Annotated in this window: 22 protein-coding genes; 16 read left to right on the top strand and 6 right to left on the bottom strand. The window is 54.3% G+C overall.

Annotation, left to right across the window (positions count from 1 at the left end; genetic code table 11):
* Window positions 1-110: 110 nt before the first annotated feature.
* The 4 genes from iraP to adrA all read left to right on the top strand — a co-directional run bounded on the left by iraP (window position 111) and on the right by adrA (window position 3,503).
* Window positions 111-371 carry an anti-adapter protein IraP gene (gene iraP / locus AC07RN_RS05410; protein ID WP_012016258.1) on the top strand — a complete coding sequence of 87 codons (261 nt, stop codon included), beginning with the start codon at window positions 111-113 and terminating at the stop codon, window positions 369-371.
* A gap of 98 nt (window positions 372-469) precedes the next feature.
* Complete coding sequence (gene phoA, locus AC07RN_RS05405; protein WP_478335767.1) at window positions 470-1,885, top strand: alkaline phosphatase; 1,416 nt, start codon at window positions 470-472, stop codon at window positions 1,883-1,885.
* A 92-nt stretch (window positions 1,886-1,977) separates the two neighbouring features.
* Window positions 1,978-2,298 (top strand): phosphate starvation-inducible protein PsiF, encoded by a 321-nt coding sequence (psiF, locus tag AC07RN_RS05400; RefSeq protein WP_133631059.1) that lies wholly within the window; start codon window positions 1,978-1,980, stop codon window positions 2,296-2,298.
* An 89-nt stretch (window positions 2,299-2,387) separates the two neighbouring features.
* Window positions 2,388-3,503 (top strand): diguanylate cyclase AdrA, encoded by a 1,116-nt coding sequence (gene adrA, locus AC07RN_RS05395; RefSeq protein WP_478335766.1) that lies wholly within the window; start codon window positions 2,388-2,390, stop codon window positions 3,501-3,503.
* 16 nt (window positions 3,504-3,519) lie between these two features.
* Here the strand turns inward: adrA and proC are convergent, their stop codons facing one another.
* On the bottom strand, window positions 3,520-4,329 hold the full coding sequence (gene proC, locus AC07RN_RS05390) for a pyrroline-5-carboxylate reductase (RefSeq protein ID WP_407435745.1): 810 nt from the start codon (window positions 4,327-4,329) through the stop codon (window positions 3,520-3,522).
* Between the two features lie 141 nt (window positions 4,330-4,470).
* Here proC and AC07RN_RS05385 point away from each other — a divergent pair, with 141 nt between their 5' ends.
* The 5 genes from AC07RN_RS05385 to ppnP all read left to right on the top strand — a co-directional run bounded on the left by AC07RN_RS05385 (window position 4,471) and on the right by ppnP (window position 7,236).
* Window positions 4,471-4,929, top strand: a complete 459-nt coding sequence (locus AC07RN_RS05385; protein WP_235134837.1) for a YaiI/YqxD family protein — start codon at window positions 4,471-4,473, stop codon at window positions 4,927-4,929.
* A 269-nt stretch (window positions 4,930-5,198) separates the two neighbouring features.
* A complete protein-coding gene (gene aroL, locus AC07RN_RS05380) occupies window positions 5,199-5,723 on the top strand; it encodes a shikimate kinase AroL (RefSeq protein WP_012016264.1) in 525 nt (174 codons plus the stop codon).
* Window positions 5,724-5,766: 43 nt separating this feature from the next.
* Complete coding sequence (gene yaiA, locus AC07RN_RS05375) at window positions 5,767-5,958, top strand: protein YaiA (RefSeq protein ID WP_012016265.1); 192 nt, start codon at window positions 5,767-5,769, stop codon at window positions 5,956-5,958.
* Window positions 5,959-6,199: 241 nt separating this feature from the next.
* The gene (locus tag AC07RN_RS05370; RefSeq protein WP_012016266.1) at window positions 6,200-6,877 is read left to right on the top strand and encodes an AroM family protein; all 678 of its coding nucleotides are present in this window, start codon (window positions 6,200-6,202) and stop codon (window positions 6,875-6,877) included.
* Window positions 6,878-6,948: 71 nt separating this feature from the next.
* Window positions 6,949-7,236 carry a pyrimidine/purine nucleoside phosphorylase gene (gene ppnP / locus AC07RN_RS05365; RefSeq protein WP_012016267.1) on the top strand — a complete coding sequence of 96 codons (288 nt, stop codon included), beginning with the start codon at window positions 6,949-6,951 and terminating at the stop codon, window positions 7,234-7,236.
* A 39-nt stretch (window positions 7,237-7,275) separates the two neighbouring features.
* On the opposite strand, the gene rdgC is transcribed toward ppnP, so the two are convergent.
* Window positions 7,276-8,187 (bottom strand): recombination-associated protein RdgC, encoded by a 912-nt coding sequence (gene rdgC, locus AC07RN_RS05360; protein ID WP_012016268.1) that lies wholly within the window; start codon window positions 8,185-8,187, stop codon window positions 7,276-7,278.
* A 123-nt stretch (window positions 8,188-8,310) separates the two neighbouring features.
* Between rdgC and mak the strand changes: the two genes are divergently transcribed.
* A complete protein-coding gene (mak, locus tag AC07RN_RS05355; protein ID WP_478335765.1) occupies window positions 8,311-9,216 on the top strand; it encodes a fructokinase in 906 nt (301 codons plus the stop codon).
* A 173-nt stretch (window positions 9,217-9,389) separates the two neighbouring features.
* On the opposite strand, the gene sbcC is transcribed toward mak, so the two are convergent.
* Together sbcC and sbcD are read right to left on the bottom strand one after the other, a co-directional pair.
* Window positions 9,390-12,521 carry an exonuclease subunit SbcC gene (gene sbcC / locus AC07RN_RS05350; protein ID WP_478335764.1) on the bottom strand — a complete coding sequence of 1,044 codons (3,132 nt, stop codon included), beginning with the start codon at window positions 12,519-12,521 and terminating at the stop codon, window positions 9,390-9,392.
* Window positions 12,518-13,723 carry an exonuclease subunit SbcD gene (gene sbcD, locus AC07RN_RS05345; RefSeq protein WP_449554254.1) on the bottom strand — a complete coding sequence of 402 codons (1,206 nt, stop codon included), beginning with the start codon at window positions 13,721-13,723 and terminating at the stop codon, window positions 12,518-12,520. The genes sbcC and sbcD overlap by 4 nt, the downstream gene beginning before the upstream one ends.
* Window positions 13,724-14,027: 304 nt before the next feature.
* On the opposite strand from sbcD, the gene phoB reads away from it, so the two are divergent.
* From phoB to malZ, 5 genes are all read left to right on the top strand, one after another.
* Window positions 14,028-14,717, top strand: a complete 690-nt coding sequence (gene phoB, locus AC07RN_RS05340; RefSeq protein ID WP_012016272.1) for a phosphate response regulator transcription factor PhoB — start codon at window positions 14,028-14,030, stop codon at window positions 14,715-14,717.
* A 21-nt stretch (window positions 14,718-14,738) separates the two neighbouring features.
* Window positions 14,739-16,034: a phosphate regulon sensor histidine kinase PhoR gene (gene phoR / locus AC07RN_RS05335; protein WP_478335763.1), complete on the top strand. Its 1,296-nt coding sequence runs from the start codon at window positions 14,739-14,741 to the stop codon at window positions 16,032-16,034.
* A 409-nt stretch (window positions 16,035-16,443) separates the two neighbouring features.
* Complete coding sequence (gene brnQ, locus AC07RN_RS05330; RefSeq protein WP_012016274.1) at window positions 16,444-17,763, top strand: branched-chain amino acid transporter carrier protein BrnQ; 1,320 nt, start codon at window positions 16,444-16,446, stop codon at window positions 17,761-17,763.
* Between the two features lie 78 nt (window positions 17,764-17,841).
* A complete protein-coding gene (gene proY, locus AC07RN_RS05325) occupies window positions 17,842-19,212 on the top strand; it encodes a proline-specific permease ProY (protein WP_478335762.1) in 1,371 nt (456 codons plus the stop codon).
* 133 nt (window positions 19,213-19,345) lie between these two features.
* On the top strand, window positions 19,346-21,163 hold the full coding sequence (malZ, locus tag AC07RN_RS05320; RefSeq protein ID WP_478335761.1) for a maltodextrin glucosidase: 1,818 nt from the start codon (window positions 19,346-19,348) through the stop codon (window positions 21,161-21,163).
* 74 nt (window positions 21,164-21,237) lie between these two features.
* Here the strand turns inward: malZ and AC07RN_RS05315 are convergent, their stop codons facing one another.
* Window positions 21,238-21,840, bottom strand: coding sequence for a peroxiredoxin (locus AC07RN_RS05315; protein WP_012016277.1), 603 nt, complete (start codon window positions 21,838-21,840; stop codon window positions 21,238-21,240).
* 132 nt (window positions 21,841-21,972) lie between these two features.
* Window positions 21,973-22,554: an ACP phosphodiesterase gene (gene acpH, locus AC07RN_RS05310; RefSeq protein WP_478335760.1), complete on the bottom strand. Its 582-nt coding sequence runs from the start codon at window positions 22,552-22,554 to the stop codon at window positions 21,973-21,975.
* Between the two features lie 91 nt (window positions 22,555-22,645).
* Here acpH and queA point away from each other — a divergent pair, with 91 nt between their 5' ends.
* Window positions 22,646-23,716: a tRNA preQ1(34) S-adenosylmethionine ribosyltransferase-isomerase QueA gene (gene queA / locus AC07RN_RS05305; RefSeq protein ID WP_235134847.1), complete on the top strand. Its 1,071-nt coding sequence runs from the start codon at window positions 22,646-22,648 to the stop codon at window positions 23,714-23,716.
* Window positions 23,717-23,775 lie beyond the last annotated feature (59 nt).

The raw sequence follows: 23,775 nt of genomic DNA, 5'->3' as shown, positions 1-23,775 counted from the left end.
TCGTTATTTGCGACATAGCGTGTTTTTTCATAACGATAATAGTTTTCGCCTCTTTGCAATATTCCATCGGAATGATAAGTTCAGCAAAAATCTGATAAGGAAATACCCCGATGAAAAACCTCATTGCAGAGTTGCTGGTGAAGCTTGCGCAAAAGGAAGAAGAGTCAAAAGAGCTGGTTGCCCAGGTTGAAGCGTTAGAGATTGTCGTCACGGCGTTGTTACGACAAATGGCACAGACTGACCAACAGGCGCTGATACAAAGTATCGAAAGCGCTCTGGAGGATGCCCGGCCCGGCTCTCAGGTGCCGGTTCAAGATAGCGAGATGCTACAGCAATACGTAAAAAAGTTGTTGCGGCATCCACGTAATTAATCTTTCACGGAAACGAAAACGCTGTCATAGAGTTGTCATGTGGACTGCCTATAGTCGCTCTGTTTATTTTTTATGTATTTGTACATGGAGAAAATAAAGTGAAACAGAGCGCACTATTCATCGCATTAATTCCGTTGTTATTCACCGCAACGTCACACGCCGAAACCACCGATACCCGCGTCCTGGACAATCGTGCTGCGCACGGGGATATCACCCAACCTGGCGGTGCTCGCCGTTTGTCGGAAGATCAAACCGCGGCTATCCGCGCATCGCTTAATGATAAACCGGCTAAAAATATTATTCTGTTAATTGGCGACGGCATGGGTGATTCCGAAATTACCGCCGCGCGTAATTATGCCGAGGGTGCGGGTGGTTTCTTTAAAGGCATCGATGCGTTGCCGTTGACCGGTCAATATACCCATTACGCACTGGACAAAAAAACCGGCAAGCCGGATTACGTGACCGACTCTGCGGCTTCTGCAACGGCCTGGACCACCGGGGTTAAATCGTATAACGGCGCGCTGGGCGTCGATATTCACGAAAAAGATCACCAGACCATTCTGGAGATGGCAAAAGCCGCAGGGCTTTCAACGGGGAACGTCTCCACGGCTGAGCTTCAGGATGCCACCCCTGCCGCGCTGGTGGCGCATGTGACGTCGCGTAAATGCTACGGCCCGATCGCGACCAGCGAAAAATGTCCGTCTAACGCGCTGGAAAAAGGCGGTAAAGGCTCTATCACCGAGCAGCTTCTGAATGCGCGCGCTGATGTCACCCTGGGCGGCGGAGCGAAGACCTTCGCCGAAACCGCAACAGCGGGTGACTGGCAGGGCAAAACGCTGCGCGAGCAGGCGCAGGCTCGGGGCTATCAGATGGTGAGCGACGCCACCTCTCTGGCGGCGATTACCGAAGCAAATCAGGGTAAACCGCTGCTTGGCCTGTTTTCGGACGGGAATATGCCGGTGCGCTGGGAAGGGCCAAAAGCCTCTTATCACGGTAACCTCGACAAGCCTGTGGTCACCTGTGCGCCGAATCCGAAACGCAATGAAAGCATCCCGACGCTGGCGCAGATGACGGATAAAGCCATCACCCTGCTAAACAAAGGCGATAAGGGCTTCTTCCTGCAGGTAGAAGGCGCGTCGATCGACAAGCAGGATCACGCTGCGAATCCGTGCGGTCAGATTGGCGAAACGGTCGATCTGGATGAAGCGGTGCAAAAGGCGCTGGAGTTTGCGAAGAAAGACGGCAACACCCTGGTGGTGGTTACGGCTGACCACGCTCACGCCAGCCAAATCGTAGCGCCAGACACCAAAGCGCCGGGCCTGACTCAGGCGCTGAACACCAAAGACGGTGCGGTGATGGTGATGAGTTATGGCAACTCCGAAGAAGACTCGATGGAACATACTGGCTCGCAGCTACGCATTGCGGCGTATGGTCCTCATGCCGCAAACGTGGTAGGTCTGACGGATCAAACCGATCTGTTCTACACCATGAAAGCGGCGCTCGGATTGAAATAAAAGAGAAACCCGGCGGAAATTCCTTTCTGCCGGGTGGTTTTTTCCCCGCCACGAACCAGACTTAGTGTGAACCTTCACGAAAGGATGGTGCTATGAAACTGACCCTGTCTGTGACTCTACTTTCCGCTATGTTCCTGATGTCCACGGCAACGGCGGCGGAGAAAACGCTTACCCCTCAACAGCAGCGGATGACAACCTGTAATCAGCAGGCCACATCCCAGACGCTGAAAGGCGATGCCCGTAAAACCTATATGAGCGATTGCCTGAAAAACAAAGACACAAAACCTGGCGAGAAGAGCCTGACGCCACAGCAGCAAAAAATGCGCGAGTGTAATTCTCAGGCGACACAACAGATGCTCAAAGGAGAAGACCGCAGCAAGTTTATGAGTGCGTGCCTTAAGAAATCAGCGTAGTCCTTACGGGTGAGCCTGAGTATTGGCTCACCCGAAATATCATACTTTCCCCGCTCTCCCCCTCTCTATAATTTGGGAAATGTTTCAGAATGTTCCCAAAAATTATGAATGACGAAAACTTTTACAATAAAGGCGTCACCCGAGAAGAGTGGCAACAGGACCTTTCTCAGGATGACCACCACCGTTCCGGCATTCGGTTTGCCCGGCGAGTTCGATTGCCGCGCGTGTTGGGGCTGGCCGCGATGTTCTTCCCGATTGCAGGCGCAATGGTGGCGCATGCTCCGCCTGGAGGCTGGTGGTTATTGCTGGTCGGTTGGGCGTTCATCTGGCCACATCTGGCCTGGCAGCTGGCTTACCGCTCCGCCGATCCGCGCAGCAGTGAAATTTTGAATCTCAAAGCGGATGCGATGGTGGCGGGCGTCTGGATGGGGTTAATGGGTGTTGACGTGTTGCCGACGGTCGCGCTGGTCATGATGGTTGGAATGAACCTGATGGGGGCGGGTGGCGTGAGGTTGTTTGGCGCTGGCGCCATGATTGCCGTTATTACTACGTTGATCACGCTGCAACTCACCGGCACCACGCCTGCCTTTACGCTGACTCCGCTCGAATTATGGCTATCGTTACCGGTCCTGGTGCTTTATCCGCTGATTTTTGCCTGGGTGAGCCATCAGACTGCCATCCGACTGGCGGAGCACAAGCGTCGTCTGGAGTTGATGAGTACCCGCGATGGAATGACCGGTGTGTTTAACCGTCGGCACTGGGAAATTTTGCTCCGCAATGAATACGACGCCTGCCTGCGGGGTCATCGCGACGCCGCCATTTTGATTATCGATATTGATCATTTCAAAGATATCAATGATACGTGGGGCCACGACGTGGGGGATGAGGCGATTATCGCCGTCACGCGTCAGCTGCAATTGACGTTACGCGCCGGGGATCTGATAGGCCGTTTTGGCGGCGATGAATTTGCGGTGGTGATGAGTGGAACACCTGCGGAGAGTGCGATAGCCGCGATGTCTCGCGTACATGAACGGCTGGCGGCCTTAACCTTACCCTGTGCGCCGCAGGTGCGCTTGCGGATCAGCGTGGGCGTGGCACCGTTAACACCGGAATTTGGACATTACCGCGAATGGCTTAAAGCCGCCGACGTCGCGCTCTACAAAGCGAAAAACGCCGGACGCAACCGCACCGAAGTGGCCGCCTGACGCCCGGCAAGATTCATCAGGATTTACTGAGCTGTTCTGACTTTTCCATGCATTTGCTCATCGCTTCGATCACCGCAGAGCGGAATCCACGCTCCTCAAGCACCCGCACGGCTTCAATAGTGGTCCCGCCAGGCGAGCACACCATATCTTTCAGCTCACCAGGATGTTTACCCGTTTCCAGCACCATTTTTGCAGAGCCCATTACCGCCTGAGCGGCAAATTTGTACGCCTGCGCGCGCGGCATTCCACCCAGTACGGCAGCGTCAGCCATCGCTTCAATAAACATAAACACGTAGGCCGGGGCAGATCCACTGACGCCGACCACCGGATGGATCATCGCCTCGGCAATCACTTCGGCTTCGCCAAAGCAGCGGAAAATATTCAGCACGTCTGCCACGTCTTCGGAGGTCACCAACGCATTTGGCGTCACAGAGGTCATGCCCGCATTCACCAGCGACGGCGTGTTTGGCATGGCGCGGACAATTTTACGGTCGTGACCCAGCGCGCGTGCAAGCTGATCCAGCGTGACGCCCGCCGCAATCGACACCACCAGCGTCTCTTTGTTCAGGCTGGAAGTGATGTCGCTCAGCACTTTGATCATGATGTTAGGTTTGACGGCACCGAAGACGATATCGGCAATCTGGGCCACTTCCTGTGCGCTTTCGGCAGCGTTAATACCGTACTGATCGCGAAGAGCCGCCACTTTGTCCGGTGACGGGGTGTACACCCAAATTTGTCCCGGCAACACCTGGCCGCTAGCGATCAGGCCGCCGAGAATGGCTTTCCCCATGTTACCGCAGCCGATAAAACCGATTTTCTTATCCATCACGTCTCTCCGTTATTATGCGTTGTGCGTTCTACTCTATAGCTTAACGTGGATTTTTCTTCAGGGCTAAAGCTTACGCTGCTTTGCCTGTCGACGAAAAGCAGGCGACAATAGCCGGTCATGTTAAACAGGGGAGACACTATGGCGATTTGGGTGGATGCGGATGCGTGTCCGAATGTCATCAAAGAGATTTTATTTCGCGCCGCCGAGCGCGTGCAGATGCCGTTAACGCTGGTGGCAAACCAGAGTTTGCGCATTCCGCCGTCAAAATTTATTCGCTCGATGCGCGTACCGGCGGGTTTTGACGTGGCGGATAACGAAATTGTGCGTCTGTGCAGTCCGGAAGATTTAGTGATTACGGCGGATATCCCACTGGCGGCGGAAGTTCTGGAAAAAGGGGCGGCGGCGCTGAATCCGCGCGGCGAGCGTTACTCCCCATCGACCATTCGTCAGATACTCACTATGCGTGATTTCATGGATACCCTGCGCGCAAGCGGCGTGCAGACGGGCGGACCAGACACGCTTTCCCAACGTGACCGGCAGCAGTTTGCTGCTGAGCTGGATAAATGGCTGCTGGAAGTGAAACGCCGTACCGCGTAATGATAACCATTGCTAAAATGTGATAGAGTATGACAACCGCAGGGTTGTCATCATCAGATGCTTTGCAGTAAAGTAAACGCACCCACATATGCAATGATTTCTTTACAGAGTGCGAGTGATATTCTCAGTCTTTACGCTCTCTGTCATACATACATTTCTTGCTGTAATCCAATTTTTACAATTACTTTGCGTACTAGTTTAATGGTATTATTGCTCGTTTTTTGATTTCACACGCCGCAACCTCGCGGTATCAAGGGGAACACCTGGTTATGACCCAACCCATCTTTTTAGTTGGCCCTCGCGGCTGCGGGAAAACCACCGTCGGCCTCGAACTGGCGCGCGCCTGTCAAAGCCAATTTGTCGATACCGATCACTGGCTGCAAACGAAAGCCGGGCGAACTATCGCTGAGATTGTGGAAAAAGAGGGCTGGGAAACTTTTCGTGCGCTTGAGACCGAAACCCTGAAAGCCGTCTCGGCACCCTCCACCGTCATTGCGACTGGCGGGGGCATTATCCTGGCGGAACATAACCGCGGCTTTATGCGCGAGCACGGTATCGTCATTTATCTGTGTGCGCCCGTCGCCACCCTTGTGGAGCGGCTCGAAGCGTTTCCGGAAGAGGGGCAACGCCCTACGCTTACCGGAAAGCCGATCAGCGACGAAGTGAGCGAAGTGCTTGCCGAGCGCGACGCGCTTTACCGTGAGGCCGCGCATCACGTGGTCGATGCGTCTCAGACGCCGGAACAGGTTGTCAGCCATATCGTTACCGCGCTGCGTCTGGCTTGCGCCAGCTAGCAGGCGTCTATACTCATAGTTCAACGTTAAAAAAGGATGAACTATGCCAACCAGACCTCCCTATCCACGCGAAGCGCGAATCGAAACCATTGAAAAAGGTAACGGCGATCTGACCGTTACCTGGTATCAACTGCGGGCGGATCACCCGAAGCCAAACTCGCTCATCAGTGAACATGAAACTGAGCAGGAAGCGCTGGATGCGAAGCGCCGCTACGAAGATCCCGATAAGACCTGACATTAATCTGAAAGACGGCATAAACGTGCCTGCATCACACTTTTGACTCACCGCGAATGTTAAGTGAGAGTTAATATTTAGTTATTACAGTTAGATTCGGAAACGGCTAACGATCTTTACACTTCGGTGTAAAGATCTGCTGCTACGCTTTTGAGCTGTTTAACCTGAAACAAGAGCCGCGCAGCGTAGTGAGCTTGTGCCCGTATAAGTGCAGTGGCAGTGATGAAAGGCGACAACGAAAATGAAGGCAACATTGGCGATCCTCACCATTGGTGTGGTTCCTGTTAGCGAAGTGTTACCGCTCTTAACCGAGCATGTCTCTGAACAACAGATTACGCATCTCAGCCTGCTCGCTGGGATCAGTCGGGAAGAGGTCATGGAAGACTACGCGATTGGGACCGGGGAGGATCCGCTGCCGACCATGTTAAGCGACGGTGAGCTGGCACACGTCTCCCACCAGAAAGTGGAGCGAGCGCTACAGGGCATCATCGAAGTTCTCGATAATCAAGGGTATGACGTTATTCTGCTGATGAGCACCGCCCCGATTTCCGGGCTGGTCGCACGAAATTCTATCCTGCTTGAACCCATGCGCATTATTCCGCCGTTGGTGGCCTCTATCGTGGATGGTCATCAGGTGGGCGTCATTGTCCCTATCCAGGAACTGCTGGATAATCAGGCGAATAAATGGAAAGTTCTGCAAAAAATGCCGCTCTTTGCGCTGGCCAACCCCATCTGGGACAGCGAAACAAAGCTCATCGCCGCAGGACGTGAACTTCTCGACCAGGGCGCAGACGTTTTAATGCTCGATTGTTTGGGATTCCACCAGCGCCATCGCGATTTGCTGCAAAAAGCGCTCGATGTGCCTGTGCTGTTATCAAACGTGCTGGTGACGCGGCTAGCGTCTGAATTATTGGCCTGATGATTTTGCGTGACAGGCACGAAGGATGGCCCCTATAGTGGATTTTTCTCCAAAGACATAAGGGCCAGTTCATGCTTCAGAGTAACGAATACTTTTCCGGTAAAGTGAAATCCATTGGTTTTACCAGCAGCAGTACTGGCCGTGCCAGTGTCGGCGTGATGGCTGAAGGGGAATACACCTTTGGTACCGCAGAGCCAGAAGAGATGACGGTGATTAGCGGGGCGTTAAACGTGCTGTTACCGGGTGAAACCGAGTGGAAAGTGTATACCGCTGGACAAGTTTTCAACGTCCCTGGCCACAGCGAGTTCCATCTGCAGGTTGCGGAACCGACGTCTTATCTGTGCCGCTATTTGAAATAGTGATTCTCCCTCTCCCCGTGGGGAGAGGGTTTCACAGCATTAACGCTGTGCTTCTCCGCCTAAACCTTCGACCAGGTTTTTAATCAGCGCCGCCAGCTCACCCGTCATCAGGATGAAGTCGGCATCAAAGCGTCCGCTGACATCTTCACGCTCAATATCTTCGTTTTGATCGCGCAATTCATCGCAGAACTTCAGACGTTTAATCGAGCCGTCATCGCACATCACAAACTGAATTCGCTGCTGCCAGTCGAGCGCCAGCTTGGTCACCAGTTTGCCAGCTTCAATGTGTACCGCAATTTCGTCACACACCAGATCCTGTTTCTTCGCGCGGATCACGCCGCCATCTTCAAGGATCGCTTTTAATTCGGCTTCATCGAGCAGCTGGAACCCTTGCGCTGGGCTGCCGCTACGCACCCATTCGGTGAGCGTCAGTTCGATAGGATTTTCCATCGTCAGCGGAACTACCGGCAGTGAACCCAGGCTCTTACGCAGCAGGGCCAGCGTATCTTCCGCTTTTTTGGCACTGGCGCAGTCAACCATAATCAAATCGTTGACGGTGTCGATCCACATCATGGTCTGGTTGAAACGGCTAAAGGCGCGCGGCAACAGTGAGTGCAGCACTTCATCCTTCAGTGAGTCTTTTTCCGTTTTTTTCAGCTTGCGGCCCTGTTCGGCCTCCAGCTTGAAAATCTTGGCTTCGAGCGCCTGCTTCACCACGGGGGATGGCAGGATTTTCTCTTCTTTACGCGCGCAAAGGATGATTTGACCATTGGTCGTGTGGGTCAGTGCATCACTTTGTGAACCCATCGGTGCAACCCAACCGGTTTTCGCCATATCCTGGCTACCGCAAGGGGTAAACGTGTACGCGGCTAACTGTTTTTCCATCTCTTCAGCCTGCAGCGAAACCTCGCGGCTGAGACGGTAAACCATCAAATTTTTGAACCACAGCATGATAATTTCCACGGCCTTGTCGTTAAATCAGCGGGCATGATAACGAATTGTGGCATGGCTTGCATTGCTAATCAGGTGGCCTGCTTCTACTCTGTTGATAATCAAAATAATGAGGAGAGTCCTGTGCGTATTGGTATTGATTTGGGCGGCACCAAAACAGAAGTCATTGCGCTTAGCGATCAGGGCGAACAATTGTTCCGACACCGCCTGCCTACGCCGCGTGATGATTATCAGCAAACCATTGAAACGATCGCCTCGCTGGTGGAGATGGCGGAAAAGGCAACGGGGCAGACTGGCACTGTCGGGATGGGGATTCCAGGGTCGATTTCGCCCTATACCGGAGTGGTGAAAAACGCGAACTCCACGTGGCTTAACGGCCAGCCGTTCGATAAAGATTTGAGCGTGCGCCTCCATCGCGAGGTGCGTCTGGCGAACGATGCCAACTGTCTTGCTGTTTCGGAAGCGATAGACGGCGCAGCGGCAGGCGCGCAGACGGTATTTGCGGTGATTATTGGTACGGGCTGCGGTTCTGGCTTAGCGTTTGGCGGACGCGCGCACATTGGCGGCAATGGCACCGCGGGCGAGTGGGGACATAATCCGCTGCCGTGGATGGACGAAGACGAACTGAAATACCGCGCCGAAGTGCCGTGTTATTGCGGTAAGCAGGGCTGTATCGAAACCTTTATTTCCGGAACCGGATTCGCCACCGATTATCGTCGTTTGAGCGGACATGCGTTAAAAGGCAACGAGATTATGCGTCTTGTCGAAGAGCACGATGCGGTTGCCGAACTGGCGCTCAATCGCTACGAAATGCGTCTGGCGAAATCGCTGGCTCATGTGGTGAACATTCTCGACCCGGACGTGATCGTCCTCGGCGGCGGAATGAGTAATGTTGACCGGATCTACACCACGGTTCCGCATCTAATGAAGCAGTGGGTCTTTGGCGGCGAATGTGAAACCCCAATCCGCAAAGCAGTGCATGGGGATTCGAGCGGCGTGCGCGGCGCGGCATGGCTGTGGCCGGAATAAAAGCAAAACGGTAACGAATGTTACCGTTTTTAGTGTTTGTTCCCTCTCCCTGTGGGAGAGGATGAGGCAAAGTAAAAGCAAAACGGCGACGTATGTTGGCGGTTTTAATGTTTATTCCCTCTCCTTGTGGGAGAGGGTTAGGGTGAGGGTACCAGACCGCACAAATCCCTCACTCACTCCACCGCAAACACCTTATCCAGCTTGCTGTATCCCAGCCCGTTGATTTTCTTCACTTTGATCTGCACAGGAATGCGCTCTTTCATTGCTTCCACATGACTGATCACGCCGATGGTTTTTCCCGTCGCGTTCAGCGCATCGAGCGCGTCGAGTGCGGTATCCAGCGTTTCGCTATCCAGCGTACCAAATCCCTCGTCGAGGAACAGGGAATCAATGCGCGTTTTGTGGCTCACCAGGTCAGAAAGCGCCAGCGCCAGCGCCAGGCTCACCAGGAAACTCTCGCCTCCGGAGAGGGTTCGCGTGTCGCGTACCGCGTCGGCCTGCCACGTATCCACCACTTCCAGCTCCAGCGCGTCGCTCGCTTTGCGTTGCAGAAGATAGCGGCCATGCAAGCGATTCAACTGCTGATTCGCCAGCCATACCAGATTGTCGAGCGTCAACCCCTGAGCGAATTTACGGAAACGATCGCCCGTACTGGAGCCGATCAGCGCGTTCAGATATCCCCAATCATCCGCAAGGCGTGCCGCCTCGTCAATCTGCTGGATAAGCGCCTGCTGATGCTGCCGGTTCTCGCCATCCTGCCTGAGCTGCTGGCTGATCTCACCCTGACGGGTGCTATTTTCACGCAGACGTTGCGCCAGTTGCTGGAGTTCAAGCTGCAGTGTCGGCACATCCGACTGCAATCCTTCCGGCCGCTGCGCCAGATGCTCGCTCAGCAATTGATTTGCCTGACGCACCAGCGCTGTCGCTTGCTGAATCCGGTTTTCCAGCGTTTGCTTTAACGTTTCCAGACGCTGCATCGTGTCGGCATCAAGCAAAGCGCGCAGGAACGCATCGCAGTCGGGGAATGCGCTTCCCGCAAGCGCAGCGGCAAATTGCGCCTGCGCTTGCTGCATGCGCTCGGTTTCCAGGCTTTCCTGCTGCTGCAATGTTGCAAGTTGGCTTTGCAGCGAGACGCATTCATTGTGGATCTCGCGCCAGTTATCCGGAATAACGGATTCCGCGTCTTCTGTGTCCGTCGCGGGCAGCGTATCCAACAGCGGCGTTAGGGCGTTGATACGTTCCTGAAGGGCGGTGAGCTGATTCTGCTGCGCCTGCCAGTGCGACGATTCGCTTTCGCGCTCGGTGAGCCAGAGCGTTTCAGCACCCTCATCGGGGACCTTCAACGCCAGCGCATTCAGCGCGTTTTCCAGCGTCAGGCGTGTTGTAGCAATCTGCTGCTGGAGTTGCCGCTCCTGGTGTTCCTGTTCATTCAACTGGCTTTGTAAGGCCAGGCGCTGACTAAGTTGATACAGCTGGCGCTCGTACTGCTCCTGTTCGTTCAGCCACGGAGCAATATCATCCTGAATATTCAAAGTAACGTTCAGGGTTGCACACAGTTCGCGCCACGCGCTCGTGAGCGTTTGCGCTTCCTGGGCGAGCGTCTGCGCCTCTTCGGTGTCGCGCTGAATCTGACCGGTCAGGGCATTGACTTGCCCCAACACCAGCAGCCCCTCCTCTTTTAGCGCTGCGACCTCTTTTTCCATCGCATCACGGCGGCGCTGGTTTTCTGTTATTTCCAACGCCTGGTATTGCTTCACCGCAGGATGCTCAGTTGAACCGCAGAGCAAGCAGGGTTTTCCCGCTTCAAGTCGGGCTCGATAACTCTCGAGATCTTTAATCTCAGCTTCTCGCTCGCATAAGGCTTTAACATCCAGAAAATGCTGGTGTTTCTCTTTATACTGCTGTCGACGCAGGGCCAACGTCTCGTTCAGTTTTATCTGCTCCGCCTGCGCCTTTTGCACGCTTTCCGCGTTTTGAACGATGCGTTTTTGCAGCGGTTGATAACGGGCATGAAGGGTGGTCAGCTGCTGGCGAGATGCACGCGACGCCGTTTGCTGGTCCATCGCCGCAGCGACTTCATCAGCGGTCAGCGTCAGGGCGATCTCTGGCGCGTTCGCCAGTTTTTGCCGCAGCTCGGTGATGCGCCCGGTCAGCGTCGCTATCTGGCTTTTGTCGCGATTAAGCTGAGCAAAATGCGCCCGCCAGCCTGCGATTTCCTGCCCCCACAGGCGGAAACGGTCATGCCCGGTTAGCCACTGTGTCAGTGCCGAACGCTCGGTTTGCAACCGGTCGCGGGTGCGCAGCGCACCGTTGCGAATGCGCGCGCGCAGTGCTGTCCGAGACAGTAAGCGAGTATTCACTTCCTGAGTCTGCTGTTGGGTTTGTGTGAGACGCGTCGTCTGTTCCTGCTGACGTTCCCAGAGTGGGCGCAGCACTGCGGCGGGCTGGGCGTGAAGCAATTTATCCAGGTCTGGTGCGGCGTCGGTGAGCGCCTGTTGCGCCTCCTGTTGCGAGGTTAACGCGCGCTGCTGTTCACGCTGGAGTTCCTCATGACGGGTCAACCAGTGAAAATCGCGCTGGTGATTCTGTTGCTGTACCAGCAGCATTTTCTCTTCGTCAGTAAGTGCCTGCAAACTCTGGGTGAGCTGCTGTTGCTGCTCTTCGCTCAGTAAAATCACACCAGCCGCTTGCGCTTCGCGCTTTTCGAGCTCCGTGCGTGCGGCTTTGTGTTGTTCAAAGACCCTTGCGGAAATCTGACCGTAAATCTCGGTTCCGGTAAGTTCTTCCAGCAGCTCGGCGCGTTCGCCAGGTTTGGCATTGAGGAAGGCGGCAAATTGCCCCTGCGACAACAGCATAGAGCGCGTGAAACGATCGTAATCCAGACCGGTCAGCGTGGCCGTTTGCTCAATTTTGTCTGTGGCTTTGTCAGACAGAATTTTACCGTCTTCGCAGCGCGCCAGCTCCACGCGCGGTGCCTGTAAATTCCCGTCAGGCTGATTACGCGCGCGGCTTTGGCTCCAGAAAGCGCGATAAGCGGTGCCCTTGACCTCAAATTCCACCTCTGCCAGACATTCAGCGGTGTCGCGCGTCATGAGATCATTTTGTGATTGTGTGACTTTATTCAGACGCGGCGTCTGGTGATACAGCGCGAGGCAGATGGCGTCGAGCAGGGTGGTTTTGCCTGCGCCGGTCGCGCCGGTAATTGCGAAAAGACCGTTACTGGCGAACGGCTCGGCGGTGAAATCAATTTTCCATTCGCTCTTCAGGGAGTTGATGTTTTTCAAACGCAGGCTGAGAATTTTCATGCGTTTTCTTCCTCATCATTGAGCGCATGCAGCGTATGGGTGAACAGCTCGTTCAGTCTGGCGCGCTGCGCGTCGTCAATCTCTTCCTGCGCCAGTCGGCGTTCAAAAACCTCTTCGACTTTCAGCTCGCTGAGCGTTTCGCGTTGCGCACTGAGCAGAATTTTCTCGCGCTGTTCTCGACTGCGGCGCACCAGTAAAACCTCAACCGGCAGCGTTTCCGTGAGTGCCTGGATTTTGCGCTGCATATCATGCAGATAGTCGTCTGTCGTGATTTCGATATCCAGCCAGACGGGCGGGATTTGCTCCACGTCGCGCCACTGCTCAAGCTGTGCGGTAATGGCCGCCAGATCGCCTTTTAGCACCGCCAGCGGCTGCGTCACCGGCACTTCCAGCGTGTCTACCGCGCTGAGTTTCCCGTCGATAAAACTGACCAGATGCACGCTTTTGGGTTTGCCCGTTTCGTCAAAGCTGAGCGAAATGGGCGATCCGCAGTAGCGAATATGTTCGCTGCCACCAATCTTCTGCGCCCTGTGGATATGGCCGAGTGCGATGTAATCGGCGGGTGGGAAATTCTGCGCCGGGAACGCATCCAGCGTACCGATATAAATTTCGCGTACCGCGTCACTTTTACTGGCGCCGACGGTGGTTAAATGGCCGGTGGCGATAACGGGCAGCGCCGCTTCACCGCGCAAGGCGCAGGCGTCGAAAAATTGCTGCTGATAGTAGTCGGTAATGGCCTGCAGCAGGTGCTTTTGCTTTTCGCCGCCGGTCAGACCGGCCTGACTTTGAACGATGTCACGTGGACGCAAAAAGGGAATCGGGCAGATAACGGCGCCCGGCGTGCCGTCGCGTTTTTTGATGATTTGCGGTGCGTGCCCGGCGTTTGCCACTACAGTGGTATTCAGAAAGGCCAGAATATCGCGTGACTCATTCAGCGTTGCCACCGAGTCGTGATTGCCCGCGACGATGACCAGATGACAGCCCGTTTTCTGTAAATTGACCACGAAGCGGTTATAGATTTCGCGCGCATAGCTGGGCGGCGATCCGGTGTCAAAAATATCACCGGCGACAATGATTGCGTCAACCTGGTGCGTCAGCGCTGTTTCCAGCAGCCAGTTCAGGAACGCTTCGTGTTCGGCCGCGCGGCTTTTGCTGTAAAAATTTTGACCCAGATGCCAGTCCGAGGTGTGAAGTATGCGCATAACAGATCCGTGGCAAAAAAAGGTGAAAGGGATTATACACTTGATCCTTCAGGCTGCCTCTGTGTTGGCTGCATCAGCTCAATCCTGATGATTACAGGTGTCAGCATGGGGCTGTGAGATGTGCCGACATGCGGCAACTTCGCGGCTTTTATGGCGATAAATGTCGAGGGAAGGGGAAATAACAGCTGTAATAAAACAATAGTTTGCTATTCATAGAGGCAATGTTTTTCATAAATCTGTCATAAATCTGACGCATAATGACGCCGCATTACAAACTTTTAACCTCAATAAGACAGGGTAAAGTATGGCGAGACGTATTCTGGTCGTAGAAGATGAAGCTCCAATTCGTGAAATGGTGTGCTTCGTGCTCGAACAAAACGGTTTTCAGCCGATAGAAGCTGAAGATTATGACAGCGCGGTGAATCAGCTGAACGAACCCTGGCCTGATTTGATTCTGCTTGACTGGATGTTGCCTGGCGGCTCTGGACTGCAATTTATCAAACACATCAAACGTGAAGCGATGACCCGCGATATTCCTGTCGTTATGCTCACGGCGCGCGGTGAAGAAGAAGATCGCGTGCGCGGGCTGGAAACGGGTGCAGATGATTATATCACCAAGCCGTTTTCACCGAAGGAGCTGGTGGCACGTATTAAAGCGGTGATGCGCCGGATTTCACCCATGGCGGTGGAAGAGGTGATTGAGATGCAGGGGCTGAGTCTGGATCCTACGTCGCATCGCGTGATGACGGGTGAAAATCCGCTCGACATGGGACCGACCGAATTTAAGCTGTTGCACTTCTTTATGACGCATCCGGAACGCGTTTACAGTCGTGAGCAGTTGCTGAATAACGTTTGGGGAACAAACGTGTATGTTGAGGACAGAACGGTTGATGTGCATATTCGCCGCTTGCGAAAAGCGCTGGAACACAGCGGCCACGATCGCATGGTGCAAACGGTGCGCGGTACGGGTTATCGTTTTTCGACCCGTTTCTGAACACTGACAGGAGTGTGACGCGTGCTGGAACGTCTGTCATGGAAAAGGCTCGTTTTTGAACTGATCTTATGCTGTCTCCCGGCCTTCATTTTGGGGGCTATTTTTGGCTATCTGCCGTGGTTTTTACTGGCGGCAGTGACCGGCCTGTTGATCTGGCATTTCTGGAATTTACTGCGTCTGTCGTGGTGGCTGTGGGTGGATCGCAGCATGACGCCGCCGCCGGGGAGCGGAAGCTGGGAGCCGTTGCTTTACGGCTTACACCAGATGCAGATGCGTAATAAAAAGCGTCGTCGCGAGCTGGGAAGCCTGATCAAGCGCTTTCGTAGCGGCGCAGAATCACTGCCGGATGCGGTGATCCTCACCACCGAAGAAGGGACGATTTTCTGGTGTAATGGTCTTGCACAACAGCTGCTTGGACTCCGCTGGCCAGACGATAACGGCCAGAATATCCTGAACCTTCTGCGTTACCCCGAATTCACGCTGTATCTGAAAAAACGTGAATTTACTCGCCCGCACAATCTGGTGCTGAATAATGGCCGTCACCTTGAGATTCGCATCATGCCTTACAGCGACAAGCAGTGGTTGATGGTGGCGCGTGATGTGACCCAAATGCACCAGCTTGAAGGGGCTCGTCGTAATTTCTTTGCCAACGTCAGCCACGAGCTGCGCACGCCGTTGACCGTGCTTCAGGGGTATCTGGAGATGATGCAGGAGCAAACGCTGGAAGGCGCGCCGCGAGAGAAAGCACTACATACGATGCGCGAGCAAACGCATCGCATGGAAGGACTGGTCAAGCAACTCCTGACGCTGTCGAAAATTGAAGCCGCCCCGACCCTGGCACTGAATGAAACTATTGATGTTCCGATGATGCTGCGCGTGGTGGAGCGGGAAGCGCAAACGTTGAGCCATAAAAAGCATCAGCTGACGTTTGAGGTTGATAGCGCGCTGAAAGTTCTCGGCAGTGAAGAGCAACTGCGCAGTGCGATATCGAATCTGGTCTATAACGCCGTAAATCACACGCCGGAAGGCACCCACATTGTAGTGCGCTGGCAGCATGTGCCGACGGGGGCCGAATTTAGCGTCGAAGACAACGGACCGGGCATTGGGCCGGAGCACATTCCGCGTCTGACTGAGCGTTTCTATCGCGTCGATAAAGCACGCTCACGACAAACGGGCGGCAGTGGGCTGGGCCTGGCGATTGTGAAGCATGCATTGAATCATCACGATAGCCGACTTGATATTCAGAGTACGCCGGGTAAAGGAACGCGATTCAGTTTTGTCATCCCGGAACGATTAATTGCCAAAAAAAGTGCCTGACAGCAGGTGTGTCAGCCTTCCTTTCCACAGGCCAGCGTTTGCTGGCCTGTTTGCTTTGCAGTCAAGCGAAACGCGGATGAATTTTATACGGCTGATGCTTTTTTGTTCGCATGATTAGCCATGAGTTTTTCTTATACTTAGCGGATTGTGCTGGTCTGTTTTCCCATGCTGGCATATTGTTCTGGTTTTAAGATCCCTCCTTGCCTTTAAACGTTATAAGCGTTTAAATTGCGCCCCATATACTGTCAGACCGACTGTATTTGCGCGGTAAACCGAAAAACTATTCTTCGCTGCGCCAGGACGGGAGCATATCCCGCTGAAATTGAGTTAATTTTCCGCCGTATCGTCCCGAGAGGGATGGCGAAAATCTCAACGTTTTCAACACCACATCCACAGGCAGTAAGGTTCTATGACCCATCATTTAAAATCGCGTGACATCATCGCGCTGGGCTTTATGACTTTTGCGCTGTTCGTCGGCGCAGGTAATATCATTTTTCCTCCCATGGTTGGCTTGCAGGCGGGTGAACACGTCTGGATGGCGGCGTTTGGCTTCCTGATTACGGCTGTGGGTTTGCCGGTGCTTACCGTTGTCGCACTCGCGAAAGTGGGCGGCGGCGTGGATAGCCTCAGCGCACCGATTGGCAAAGTGGCCGGTGTGTTACTGGCAGTCGTGTGCTATCTGGCCATCGGGCCGCTGTTTGCAACGCCGCGTACCGCGACGGTCTCCTTTGAAGTCGGTATCGCGCCGTTGACCGGTGACGGTCCGCTGCCGCTGCTGATTTACAGCGTGGTGTACTTCGCGATTGTCATTCTGGTTTCGCTCTATCCCGGTAAATTGCTGGATACCGTCGGCAATTTCCTTGCTCCGCTGAAAATTCTGGCGCTGATTGTGCTGGCGGTTGCCGCGGTGATTTGGCCTGCGGGTCCGATCAGCGATGCCATGGACGCTTATAAGAATGCGGCGTTCTCGAACGGTTTCGTTAACGGCTATCTGACGATGGATACGCTGGGTGCTATGGCGTTCGGTATTGTTATCGTCAACGCAGCACGTTCTCGCGGCGTGACCGAAGCGCGACTGTTAACGCGGTATACCGTCTGGGCTGGCCTGATGGCCGGTGCGGGTCTGGCACTGTTGTATCTGGCGCTGTTCCGCCTGGGTTCCGATAGCGCATCTCTGGTCGATCAGAGCGCAAACGGTGCCGCCATTCTGCATGCTTACGTTCAGCACACCTTTGGTGGCGCGGGCAGCTTCATGCTGGCGATTCTGATTTTCCTGGCGTGTCTGGTCACGGCCGTTGGCCTGACATGCGCCTGTGCAGAGTTCTTTGCGCAGTACGTTCCGCTCTCTTATCGCACGCTGGTGTTTATCCTCGGCGGCTTTTCGATGGCGGTTTCTAACCTGGGGCTGAGCCACCTGATTCAGGTCTCTATCCCGGTGCTGACCGCGATTTATCCGCCGTGTATCGTTCTGGTGGTGTTAAGCTTCACCCGCCCGTGGTGGAACAATTCCTCCCGAATTATTGCGCCTGCCATGTTTATCAGCTTTATTTTTGGTATCCTTGACGGGATTAAAGCGTCGGCCATTGGCGGTATACTTCCGGCCTGGACTCAGCGTTTACCGCTGTCAGAGCAGGGGCTGGCCTGGTTAATGCCTTCCGTTGTGGCGCTGATTCTGGCGATTATCTGGGATCGAGCAGCAGGGCGGCAGGTCACTTCCAGCGCGCATTAATCAATCACAAATTGTTTAACCACGGGGCTTATGGCCCCGTGGTTTTTTGTTTTTTTCGTGTTGAATGGCAAGATTTAAATGGAAAGCACTAACAAACTAAAACGTGGATTGAGCACCCGTCATATTCGTTTTATGGCGCTGGGTTCTGCGATCGGAACGGGTCTTTTTTATGGCTCGGCAGATGCCATCAAAATGGCCGGCCCGAGCGTCCTGCTGGCCTATATTATCGGCGGCGTGGCGGCGTATATCATTATGCGCGCGCTGGGCGAGATGTCGGTTCACAACCCCTCTGCCAGCTCATTCTCTCGCTACGCGCAGGAAAACTTAGGCCCGTTGGCAGGCTATATCACCGGTTGGACCTACTGTTTCGAAATCCTGATTGTGGCGATTGCCGACGTGACGGCCTTTGGCATTTATATGGGCGTCTGGTTCCCGCTGGTACCGAACTGGATTTGGGTGTTGAGCGTGGTGCTGATCATCTGCGGCGTCAACCTGATGAGCGTTAAGGTATTTGGTGAGCTGGAGTTTTGGTTCTCCTTCTTCAAAGTCGCGACGATTATCATCATGATTGCTGTCGGTTTTGGCATCATTATCTGGGGTATTGGTAACGGCGGACAGCCGACCGGGATCCATAATCTGTGGACCAACGGCGGCTTCTTTAGCAACGGTTGGCTCGGGATGGTGATGTCGCTGCAAATGGTGATGTTTGCCTATGGCGGTATCGAGATTATCGGGATCACCGCCGGTGAAGCGAAAGACCCGGAGAAATCCATTCCGCGCGCGATTAACTCCGTGCCGATGCGCATTCTGGTGTTCTACGTGGGAACGCTGTTTGTGATTATGTCCATTTATCCATGGAATCAGGTGGGCACTAATGGCAGTCCGTTTGTCCTCACTTTCCAGCATTTGGGCATTGCGTTCGCGGCCAGCATTCTTAACTTTGTGGTGCTGACGGCGTCATTTTCAGCCATCAACAGCGATGTATTTGGCGTGGGACGCATGCTTCACGGCATGGTAGAGCAGGGGAACGCACCGAAAGTGTTCGCCAAAACGTCGCGTCGCGGTACGCCGTGGGTCACCGTGCTGGTGATGACCGTTGCGCTGCTGCTCTCGGTTTATCTGAACTACATCATGCCGGAAAACGTCTTCCTGGTGATTGCGTCACTGGCGACCTTTGCGACGGTGTGGGTGTGGATTATGATTTTGCTGTCGCAGATTGCGTTCCGCCGCCGTCTGCCGCCTGAAGAGGTAAAAGCGCTGAAATTCAAAGTGCCGGGCGGCGTGCCGACGACGGTGGTTGGCCTGATCTTCCTGGTCTTTATTATCGGCCTGATTGGTTACCATCCGGATACGCGTATTTCGCTGTATGTCGGTTTTGCCTGGATCGCGCTGCTGCTGATCGGTTGGGTGTTTAAACGCCGCCGCGAGCGTCAGTTAGCACAAGCATAAAGAAACGTGCCCGACCTCTGTCGGGCATTTTTTCTCCTCCCCCATCCTCCTCCCCCAATAAACCTTTTCATGATGAGTGATCCTCCACTACGCTGTGGCAAGGTGGCCTCAATTTCATTAAAGGGGATTCGTGATGTTGAACGCCTGGCACCTTCCGGTTGCCCCATTTGTTAAGCAAAACAACGATAAGCTGGTGATAACGCTGTGGCTGACGGGGGAAAATCAGCCCCAGCGTGTCACACTGCGCGCAGAAGTCGATAATGAAGAAACGTCGCTGCCGATGCACAAACAGCGCAGTCAGCCACAGCCAGGCGTCACGGCGTGGCGGGCAACAATCGATTTACGCTCCGGTCAGCCACGTCGTCGCTACAGCTTTAAGCTGCTGTGGAATAACCGCCAGCTGTGGTTTACCCCGCAAGGGTTTAGCCATTTCCCGCCGACGCGAATGGAACAGTTTGCCGTCGATTATCCGGACAACGGTCCGCAGTGGGTTAACGATCAGGTCTTTTATCAAATCTTTCCCGACCGGTTTGCGCGTAGCGAAAAGCGGACGTCTGAGCAGGATAAGGTCTACTACCATCACGCTGCAGGGCACGATATTATTCGTAAAGCGTGGGATGAGCCGCTGACCGCTCAGGCGGGCGGATCGACGTTTTACGGCGGCGATCTGGATGGGATCAGCGAGAAACTGCCGTATCTGAAAAAGCTGGGCGTAACCGCGCTGTATCTCAATCCGGTATTCAAAGCGCCCAGCGTGCATAAATACGACACCGAGGATTATCGCCACGTTGATGAACAGTTTGGCGGTGACGAAGCCCTGCTGCGCCTGCGGCAAAATACGCGGCGTGAGGGAATGCGTTTGATTCTGGACGGTGTGTTCAACCATAGCGGCGATTCCCACGCCTGGTTTGACCGCCACAATCAAACGATGGGCGGCGCGTGTCACAACCCGGATTCACCGCAGCGGGACTGGTACAGCTTTAGCGATGACGGTCATGCGCTTGACTGGCTGGGGTATGCCAGCCTGCCGAAACTGGATTTCCAGTCGCCGTCATTAGTTGGCGAGATTTACGGCGGTGAAGACAGCATTGTTCGCCACTGGTTAAAAGCGCCGTGGAATATGGACGGCTGGCGACTGGACGTGGTGCATATGCTTGGCGAGGGCGGCGGGGCGAGGAATAACATTCAGCATGTCACCGGCATCACCCAGTCGGCTAAGGCGGCAAATCCAGACGCGCTTGTGTTTGGCGAGCATTTTGGCGATGCGCGCCAGTGGTTACAGGCGGATGCGGAAGATTCGGCGATGAACTATCGCGGCTTTACGTTCCCGTTATGGGGATTTCTCGCCAACACCGATATTTCGTACGATCCTCAGCTAATTGACGCAGAAATATGCATCAAGTGGATGGATAACTATCGCGCCAGCCTGTCGCATCAGCAGCAGTTACGCATGTTTAACCAGCTGGATAGCCACGATACTGCGCGCTTTAAATCGTTACTCGGTAAAGACGTGGCGCGCTTGCCGTTGGCGGTGACCTGGCTGTTTACCTGGCCGGGCGTACCGTGCATTTACTACGGTGATGAGATCGGGCTGGACGGCAATAACGATCCGTTCTGTCGCAAGACCTTCCCGTGGGATCCCGACAAGCAGAATAAAAACCTGTTTGCACTTTATCAACGGCTGGCGAAACTGCGTAAGCACAGTCAGGCGCTGCGCTACGGGGGCTGTCAGGTGGTGTATGCGCACGCAAACGTGGTGGTGTTTGCGCGGGTGTATAACCAGCAGCGCGTGCTGGTGGCGATTAACCGCGGCGAGGCGTGTGAAGTGGTGCTGGACGATTCGCCGTTGCTTAACGTTGAACGCTGGCTGCTAAAAGAGGGCAAAGCAGATCTGCAAGAAGGTGTGCTTTCTTTACCTGCGATTTCTGCGTCGGTGTGGTTCGGTAATTAACGTTTCTACGGCTTTGCATAACAGACACAAAAAAGCCCGCATCCGCGGGCTTTTTGCGTAAACAGTCTAAATAATTACAGGCTGGATACGTTCTCAGACAGGTATTTTGCCACGCCGTCTGGAGACGCGTTCATACCTTCTTTACCTTTTTCCCACTGAGCAGGGCACACTTCGCCGTGCTCTTCGTGGAACTGCAGCGCGTCAACCATGCGCAGCATTTCGTCAACGTTACGACCCAGTGGCAGATCGTTCACGACCTGGTGACGAACGATGCCATTTGCGTCGATCAGGAAAGAACCGCGCAGTGCAACGCCAGCGTCCGGATGTTCGATACCGTAAGCCTGCTGGATTTCGCGTTTGATGTCCGCAACCATTGCGTATTTCACTGCACCGATGCCGCCTTTGTCGACAGGGGTGTTACGCCATGCGTTGTGTACAAACTCAGAGTCGAAGGAAACACCCACAACTTCAACGCCACGTTTCTGGAATTCTTCGTAACGTTTGTCGAATGCGATCAGTTCAGACGGGCAAACGAAGGTGAAATCCATCGGCCAGAAGAACAGGACGGTCGCTTTACCGTTGGTGTGCTGTTTGAAATTGAAGTTTTCAACGATTTCACCGTTGCCCAGAACTGCTGCAGCTGTAAAATCCGGAGCCGGACGAGTTACCAGAACCATGTGATTCTCCTGTAGTGACTAAGGTTATTTTGGAACGCAACGCGGGCCATTATAGAGAGGGATTGCGATTAAGACAAAGAGGCGTGAGCAATCGTTCAACGAGCTTTTACCTATCAATCGCGTCTCTTAATATTACAGTTGTTTGTTTTTCGCTTGCACCATCATTCGCGGATAGAACTGCCAGAAGCGGCTCTCCAGTGCGTCATAATGAGTGTCTAAGTCCTGCCAGGAGTCACGAAGTGCATCCAGACGCGGGCGGCGGCTCGCCATTCCATTCAGCACCCGCTGGATGAAATCCATCTCGCGATAGCGCTCCAGCCAGCGTTCCGACCACAGGTATTCGTTCAGATTGACGAAGCGCGGCGGTGAGTCCGGTAAAATCATCGCGACCTGGGAGTGGGCGTAACGCACAAATTCCGGTAACGGCATCTCAGGCGAAAGCTGCGCCCAGTGACGCGAGAGAAAATGATCCCACATCACGTCCAGCGTGATCGGCGCGACGCGACGCGTCTCGGGGCGGAACCACTCTTTGGCTTCTTTCACTTCGGGCAGATTATCGGTCAGCACATCAATGCGGCGATGCATGAAAATACCGTCCACCACGTCGGCGGGATAGGTTTGCGTGGGGTTGCCGCGCACAAAATCAGCCAGCAAATTGCCGGAAAGTGAGCTGTCCGCGAGATGGGCGAGGTGCAGGTGAGCGAGAAAATTCATGCGTTTTAGTGTCCGATTACGGCTAGGTGTTGCAGCAAAGAGGCGCGAGCACTAGACTAAGCCGCCTGTTTTTAAGTCACGAGTATAAGTCATGCGCGTCGCCGATTTCTCCTTTGAATTACCTGAATCCCTGATTGCCCACTATCCGCAGCCTGAGCGCAGTGGTTGCCGCTTGCTGTCGCTGGACGGGCCAACGGGCGCGCTGACGCACGGTACTTTCACCGATTTACTCGACAAGCTCAACCCCGGTGATTTGCTGGTCTTTAACAATACCCGCGTGATCCCGGCGCGTCTGTTTGGCCGCAAAGCCAGCGGTGGCAAGATTGAAGTGCTGGTCGAGCGTATGCTCGATGACAAACGTATTCTGGCACATATTCGCGCATCCAAAGCGCCAAAGCCGGGCGCGGAACTGCTGCTGGGCGACGACGAAAGCATTAACGCCACCATGGTCGCCCGTCACGATGCGCTGTTCGAAGTGGAGTTTAATGACGCGCGTCCCGTGCTGGATATTCTGAATGCTATCGGCCATATGCCGCTGCCGCCTTATATCGACCGTCCGGATGAAGACGCAGACCGCGAACTTTATCAGACCGTTTACAGCCAGAAGCCAGGCGCAGTAGCCGCGCCAACGGCGGGGCTGCATTTTGATGAGCCGCTTCTGGAAAGACTGCGCGAAAAAGGCATCGAAATGGCGTTTGTGACGCTGCATGTCGGTGCGGGGACGTTCCAGCCGGTGCGTGTGGACACTATTGAAGATCACATTATGCACTCCGAATATGCCGAAGTGCCGCAGGATGTAGTTGATGCGGTGCTGGCCGCCAAAGCCCGTGGCAGCCGCGTGATCGCAGTGGGGACGACGTCGGTACGTTCGCTCGAAAGTGCGGCCCAGGCGGCCAAAAAAGATCTGATCGAGCCGTTCTTTGGCGACACGCAAATCTTTATTTACCCGGGCTATCAATACACTGTGATTGATGCACTGGTGACCAATTTCCATCTGCCTGAATCGACATTGATTATGCTGGTTTCCGCGTTTGCGGGTTATCAGAATACAATGAATGCGTACAAGGCTGCGGTAGAACAAAATTATCGCTTTTTTAGCTACGGGGACGCGATGTTTATCACGTACAATCCGCAGGCTTTGAATGAGCGTGTCGGGGAATAAGTCCGCGGCACATAAACTTCTCGGCATATGACGAGAAATTGCGTTGGACTGTTTTTCTG

Source organism: Lelliottia sp. GFLA7 (assembly GCF_056490165.1).
The sequence above is the reverse complement of the archived record's forward strand: the minus strand, read 5'-3'. Positions and strand labels throughout refer to the sequence as shown.